This is a genomic window from Streptomyces sp. NPDC102514 (genome assembly GCF_055584525.1).
In genome coordinates this window covers 75602-81604 of sequence record NZ_JBVJLW010000026.1, presented here as the reverse complement: position 1 = coordinate 81604, position 6003 = coordinate 75602, and the positions used below count along the sequence as shown (strand labels likewise).

General features: G+C 70.4%; 6 protein-coding genes. 1 reads left to right on the top strand and 5 read right to left on the bottom strand.

Features of this window, described 5'->3' with window-relative positions; translation table 11 throughout:
• Positions 1-581 precede the first annotated feature (581 nt).
• A complete protein-coding gene (gene trpS / locus ACZ60E_RS41630; RefSeq protein ID WP_469447403.1) occupies positions 582-1580 on the top strand; it encodes a tryptophan--tRNA ligase in 999 nt (332 codons plus the stop codon).
• A 253-nt stretch (positions 1581-1833) separates the two neighbouring features.
• Here trpS and proC read toward each other — a convergent pair whose 3' ends face one another.
• The 5 genes from proC to ACZ60E_RS41605 form a co-directional block, all read right to left on the bottom strand.
• Complete coding sequence (proC, locus tag ACZ60E_RS41625) at positions 1834-2643, bottom strand: pyrroline-5-carboxylate reductase (RefSeq protein ID WP_210881848.1); 810 nt, start codon at positions 2641-2643, stop codon at positions 1834-1836.
• Between the two features lie 92 nt (positions 2644-2735).
• The gene (locus ACZ60E_RS41620) at positions 2736-3530 is read right to left on the bottom strand and encodes an ABC transporter permease (RefSeq protein WP_469447401.1); all 795 of its coding nucleotides are present in this window, start codon (positions 3528-3530) and stop codon (positions 2736-2738) included.
• Positions 3527-4366 (bottom strand): ABC transporter ATP-binding protein, encoded by an 840-nt coding sequence (locus ACZ60E_RS41615; protein WP_469447400.1) that lies wholly within the window; start codon positions 4364-4366, stop codon positions 3527-3529. Before ACZ60E_RS41615 ends, ACZ60E_RS41620 begins: the two co-directional genes overlap by 4 nt.
• A 32-nt stretch (positions 4367-4398) precedes the next feature.
• Positions 4399-5166: a class I SAM-dependent methyltransferase gene (locus tag ACZ60E_RS41610; RefSeq protein ID WP_469447398.1), complete on the bottom strand. Its 768-nt coding sequence runs from the start codon at positions 5164-5166 to the stop codon at positions 4399-4401.
• A gap of 385 nt (positions 5167-5551) precedes the next feature.
• Positions 5552-6001, bottom strand: a complete 450-nt coding sequence (locus tag ACZ60E_RS41605; RefSeq protein WP_469447396.1) for an EamA/RhaT family transporter — start codon at positions 5999-6001, stop codon at positions 5552-5554.
• Positions 6002-6003 lie beyond the last annotated feature (2 nt).

The following is a 6003-nucleotide window of genomic DNA, read 5'->3' as shown; positions in this document are numbered from 1 at the left end:
TGCGTTTCCGACTCTATCAGACCGTTTCCGGTTCCGATTTCCTCGGTGCTTTCCAGGTTTTCGCTTTCGCGTTTCCCTTTCCGGCGATTCCGACTCTACCAGACCCTTTCAGGCCCGATTCCCAGTCGAAGTGGGGGTTGTCTTCCCGGCTGTTGGGCCGTTCCGACGAGTGAGACTTTAGCGGAATCCCGGCCCCCGAGCTAATCGGGGTTGCGCTCTCTCGAACGCGGATTCCTCATTTCGCAAACACGCATGAAAACGAGCCGACGACGGATCGTCGATCACTGTGTGCTTGTTGCGGAATGGCTGTCCGGGGACCAACCGAGGTCGGCGCTCACGTCGGACAACTCGGAGAACACTACGGAGCGGGCAGGGGCGTGTCAACTCGGGTACGGGGACCACCCCTGAGGCGTACCCTCGGTCCCATGACTACGCACGCGTGCACCCAGCTGTGGTGGGCCGCCTGACGGCGGCCGTACATACGCGTGTACTCAACGGCCGCCTCCTCGGCGGCCGTTTTTGTGTCTCCTTCCTGGAGCGCCGGCCGGCGGTGGTGGCGGCCTCCACCAGGAGGTAGCGGGATGAAGCGGGTCTTCAGCGGGATCAAGCCGACCGGGCATCTGACGTTGGGCAACTACCTGGGTGCGATGCGGCGCTGGAGCGAGGTCGACCAGCACGAGGCCGACGCGTTGTTCTGTGTCGTCGACCTGCACGCGCTGACCGTGGACCACGATCCGGGGCGGGTGCGCAGGCTGAGTCGGCAGGCGGCCACCCTGCTGCTGGCCGCGGGGCTCGATCCCCGGCTGTGCACCGTCTTCGTACAGAGTCATGTGGATGAGCACGCGCGGCTGTCGTATCTGCTGGAGTGCGTGGCCACGGACGGCGAGATGCGCCGGATGATCCAGTACAAGGAGAAGGCGGCGGCCGAGCGGGCGCGGGGCGGGAGTGTGCGGCTGTCGCTGCTCACGTATCCCGTGCTGATGGCGGCGGACATCCTGGCGTACGGGACCGACGAGGTGCCGGTGGGGGACGACCAGACCCAGCACGTGGAGCTGACGCGGGATGTCGCGGTGCGGTTCAACCAGCGGTACGGGCGGACGTTCGTCGTACCGCGGACCACGCATCCGGAGGTGGCGGCCCGGGTCATGAACCTGCAGGACCCCACGTCGAAGATGGGGAAGTCCGACGACGTGGGGCCGGGGGTCGTCTATCTGCTCGACGAGCCCGAGGCCGTGCGGAAGAAGATCATGCGGGCCGTGACGGACAGCGGGAGCGAGGTCGTCCACGACCGGGAGGCCCGGCCCGGCGTCTCGAATCTGCTGGAGATCCTCGCGGCCTGTGAAGGTGGGAACCCGAAGGACCTGGCCGGTGTATATGAGACGTACGGATCTTTGAAGAAGGACACCGCCGAGGCAGTGGTCGAACTCCTCAGGCCCGTACAGCAGAAGCACAAGGAGTTGTGCGCCGATCCTGCGTACGTGGAAGGGGTGTTGCGTGAGGGTGCGGAGAAGGCCAGGGAGATGGCGCAGCCGAGGGTGGACGCGGCGTACCGGGCGATCGGGCTGCTGCCTGCCGGGTGACTCGTAGCGGTAGAGGAGCCGAGGGGCCGGTGGTGGGACCGGCCCCGGGGTTCCTGCGGGGTGCGGCTAGGACCTGTCCGGTCGATCACGGCGAAGGAAAGCTGCGGTGCCTTGTGGGCGCCGGTGAGCGGGGTGTGGTGCGTGCAACTGCAAGGCGGAGGAGGGCGTCGACGCGGAGCGTCGGCAACCGACGACAACGCCGCAGATGTGCGTGCCACACCCCGCGTCTTCGCCGTGATCGACCGGACAGGTCCTAGCTGTTGCCGGAGGCCAGTGCGCGGCTGCGGTCGCGGGCTGCTTCGAGGGCCGCGATGAGGGCGGCCCGTACACCGTGGTTCTCCAGCTCGCGGATGGCGTTGATCGTGGTGCCCGCGGGGGACGTGACGTTCTCACGGAGCTTCACGGGGTGCTCGCCGCTGTCGCGGAGCATCACGGCGGCGCCGATCGCGGACTGGACGATGAGGTCGTGCGCCTTGTCGCGGGGCAGACCGAGCAGGATGCCGGCGTCCGTCATGGCCTCGACCAGGTAGAAGAAGTACGCCGGGCCCGAGCCGGAGAGGGCGGTGCAGGCGTCCTGCTGGGACTCGGGGACGCGGAGCGTCTTGCCGACGGCGCCGAAGATCTCCTCGGCGTGCGCGAGGTGAGCGGCGGTGGCGTGGCTGCCGGCGGAGATGACGGACATGGCCTCGTCGACGAGGGCGGGGGTGTTCGTCATGACACGGACGACGGGGGTGCGCTGGGCCAGGCGCTCCTCGAAGAAGGAGGTGGGGATGCCCGCGGCGCCGCTGATGACCAGGCGGTCGGCGGGGACGTGCGGGGCGAGTTCGTCGAGGAGGGTGCCCATGTCCTGGGGCTTGACCGTGAGGATCAGCGTGTCCGCCGTCTTGGCGGCCTCCTGGTTGGTGACCGGGGTGACGCCGTGGCGTTCCTGGAGTTCCTGGGCGCGCTCGGGGCGGCGGGCCGTGACCAGGAGGTCGGCGGGGGCCCAGCCGGCTCGGATCATTCCGCTGAGCAGGGCCTCGCCGATCTTGCCGGTGCCGAGCACTGCGACTTTCTGGGTCATGTTCGGTTGCCCTCCGGGGGTGCGTCGTCCGGGGCCCATCCTCGCACCGGGGGCCCGGGTGCGGGCCGCGCCGTCCGCTGGGCGGGACGCGGTCAGGGGGTGCGGCGGCGGAGGGTCGCCGCGCCGAGTGTCAGTACGAGGAGGGCGCAGGCCGCGACGATCAGCGCGTCACGGACGAAGGCGGCGGTGACGTCGGTGTGCTTCAGGACTTCGTTCATGCCGTCGACCGCGTAGGACATGGGGAGGACGTCGGAGATTCCTTCCAGTACGGGGTGCATGTCGGAGCGCGGGGTGAACAGGCCGCAGAGGAGGAGCTGGGGGAAGATCACGGCCGGCATGAACTGGACGGCCTGGAACTCGGAGGACGCGAACGCCGAGACGAAGAGGCCGAGAGCGGTACCGAGCAGCGCGTCGAGGAGGGCGACCAGGAGAAGCAGCCAGGCCGAGCCGGTGACGTCGAGACCGAGGGCCCACACGGCGAGACCGGTGGCGAGGACGGACTGGACGACGGCGACCGCCCCGAAAGCGAGGGCGTAGCCGGCGATGAGGTCGCCTTTGCCGAGGGGCATCGCGAGGAGGCGTTCGAGGGTGCCGGAGGTGCGTTCGCGGAGGGTGGCGATGGAGGTCACCAGGAACATCGTGATGAGGGGGAAGATGCCGAGCAGTGAGGCGCCGATGGAGTCGAAGGTGCGCGGACTGCCGTCGAAGACATAGCGGAGCAGCAGAAGCATCAGGCACGGGATGAGGATCATCAGCGCGATCGTGCGCGGGTCGTGGCGGAGCTGGCGCAGGACCCGGGTCGCGGTGGCGGTGGTGCGGGCGAGGTTGATCGCGCGCGGCTCGGGGAGCGCGGTCGGGCTCGTGCGCGGGGTGGCGGTCGTGGTCATCGGACGGACTCCTTGCGGGGCTGGCCGGGCTGGCGGGGCTGGTTGCCGGCGGCGGCGATCGCTTCGTCGACCAGGTGGAGGAAGGCCTCCTCGACGGTGTCGGTGCCGGTCTGGGTGCGCAGGGCGTCCGGGGTGTCGTCGGCGAGGATCTCGCCCTCGCGCATCAGGAGCAGGCGGTGGCAGCGCTCCGCCTCGTCCATGACGTGGGAGGAGACGAGGAGGGTGGCGCCCCGGTCGGCGGCGATGGTGTGGAAGAGCTGCCACAGGTCGCGGCGGAGTACGGGGTCGAGTCCGACCGTGGGTTCGTCGAGGACGAGGAGTTCCGGGGTGCCGAGGAGGGCCACGGCGAGGGAGACGCGGCTGCGCTGGCCGCCGGAGAGGTTGCCCGCGAGGGCGTCGGCGTGGGAGGCGAGGTCCACGTCGGCGATGGCGTGCTCGACGTTCTCGCGGCGGCGGTCGGCGGCGGCGCGGCCGGGGTCGAGGATCGCGGCGAAGTAGTCCAGGTTCTGGCGGACCGACAGGTCGTCGTAGACGGAGGGGGCTTGGGTGACATAACCGATACGGGAGCGGAGGGCGGCGTGGCCCGCGGGGAGGCCGAGGACGTCCAGGGTGCCGGTGACCTTGGCCTGGGTGCCGGCGATCGACCTCATCAGGGTGGACTTGCCGCACCCTGACGGGCCGAGCAGACCGGTGATGCGGCCGCGGGGGACGTCGAAGTCGAGTCCGCGCAGGACCTGGCGGGGGCCTCGGACGACGGTGAGGCCGGCGGCGTGGACCGCGGGGTGGTCGGGGGGTGGTGGCGTGGGGGCAGGGGTGTCGGACGCGTTATTCATCATGCGATGAATAATGCGCCTGGGTGGGGACCTCGTCAAGCAGCCGGGGCGACGATCAGGACGACCTCGTAGCTCTCCTCCACCTGGCCGCCGGGGAAGGTCCCAAGGACGTGCGCGCGCTCTTCGGTCAGGAAAGCGGCCTTCTCCTCCTCCCTCAGCACCAGGAAGACCGAATGGCTGCTGATGTTGGCCAGGTGGGTGTCCAGGGGGACGGTTCGGCTCCAGCGGATTTCATGGCGGGTGCAGGCGGGGAGGTACGGGGCGCGGGCGAAGACGTCCTCCGTGCGGGCCCGGCGGCCGGAGCCGCGCTTCTCGGCGACGTCACCGCCGATGAACTCCTCCACGCGCCGGTTCTGCTCCGCCTGCCAGGGGATGTCGAGGGCGGGGTTGTTCCACCAGAGGGCCAGTGCGCCGGACGGGCGCAGGACGCGCATGGCTTCGGGGAGGGAGCGGGCGGGGTTCGTCCAGTGCCAGGACTGGGCGTAGGTGACGAAGTCGACGGAGGCGGTGGCCAGGGGCAGGGCGTCGCCGTCACCCCGGACGACGGGGGTGTCGGGGAGGGAGCGGCGGAACTGGGACGCCATGCCGTCGCCCGGTTCGACCGCGATCACGTCGGCGCCGCGGGCTCGTAGGAGGGCGGTGGCTATGCCCGTGCCTGCGCCCACGTCCGCGATGCGGGCGCCCTTGAGCGGGCGGGCGGCTGTCTGCTCGATCGTGTCGAGGACGGTGGGGGGATAGGAGGGGCGGTTCGCTGCGTACTGGGGTGCGGCGGTGTTGAAGGAGAGGGCGTAGTTGGGGGTCATGGGTACATCGTGGGTGGGGTTGTGCGCCGCCGGGTCGGTTCGGTTGTCGGGTGCGGGTTCGGTGGGGGCCGTTCGCGCAGTTCCCCGCGCCCCTGGCAGGCGGGGCTGCGCCCCAGCCCGTTGCCCGTCTGCGGGTTCGGTGGGGGTTGGCCGCGCAGTTCCTCGCGCCCCTGACAGACGGGGCTGCGCCCCAGCCCGACACTCGTCCGCGGGCCCGGTGGGGGTTGGCCGCGCAGTTCCCCGCGCCCCCAAAGAGCGGGGCTGCGCCCCGGCTCGACACTCGTTCGCGCGCCCCTGACCGGGCAGAAGCTGGGGCGTAGCCCCGTTTTTAGGGGCGCGGGGAACTGCGCGAACGGCCCCGCCGGGGTCGCAGGCGGGCGTGGTGCTAGTTGCGGTTGTTGGGGGGTGTTGTTTCGTACTCCGTGCGGTGGAGGGTTTCGCCCGGGGCTTCCGTCAGGGAGCGGAAGAAGTACGCGGCGAGCGTGCCGACGAAGCCGATCGTCAGCAGGCCCCGCAGCGCGGACTGGCTGTCCGGGGCCGGACGTTCCGTATAGCCCGCCCAGGCGTGGCGGAACGCCAGCGCGCTGCAGACGGCGAACATCACCACGACCAGGCCGGTGACGAAGCCGCCCACGGCCGCGATCTCCAGCCCCTCGTACGCGAACCGCAGGACCAGGCAGCTGACCGCGATCGCGACGAGCGAGCCGACGGTCACGGCCGCGCGGCGGAGCGCGTAACCGCCGTCGTGGTCCACCCAGGTCACCCCGAAGAAGCGGATCGGTTCGGGGCGGGGGCCTGCGCGGCCTGCGGAAGTCGTGCCTGGTTTGTCGCTCACGG

What these genes read in the sequence shown, in the direction of transcription:
- trpS (WP_469447403.1), top strand. Translation starts at nt 582, where the DNA reads ATGAAGCGGGTCTTCAGCGGGATCAAGCCGACCGGGCATCTGACGTTG.
- proC (WP_210881848.1), bottom strand. Translation starts at nt 2,643, where the DNA reads ATGACCCAGAAAGTCGCAGTGCTCGGCACCGGCAAGATCGGCGAGGCC.
- ACZ60E_RS41620 (WP_469447401.1), bottom strand. Translation starts at nt 3,530, where the DNA reads ATGACCACGACCGCCACCCCGCGCACGAGCCCGACCGCGCTCCCCGAG.
- ACZ60E_RS41615 (WP_469447400.1), bottom strand. Translation starts at nt 4,366, where the DNA reads ATGATGAATAACGCGTCCGACACCCCTGCCCCCACGCCACCACCCCCC.
- ACZ60E_RS41610 (WP_469447398.1), bottom strand. Translation starts at nt 5,166, where the DNA reads ATGACCCCCAACTACGCCCTCTCCTTCAACACCGCCGCACCCCAGTAC.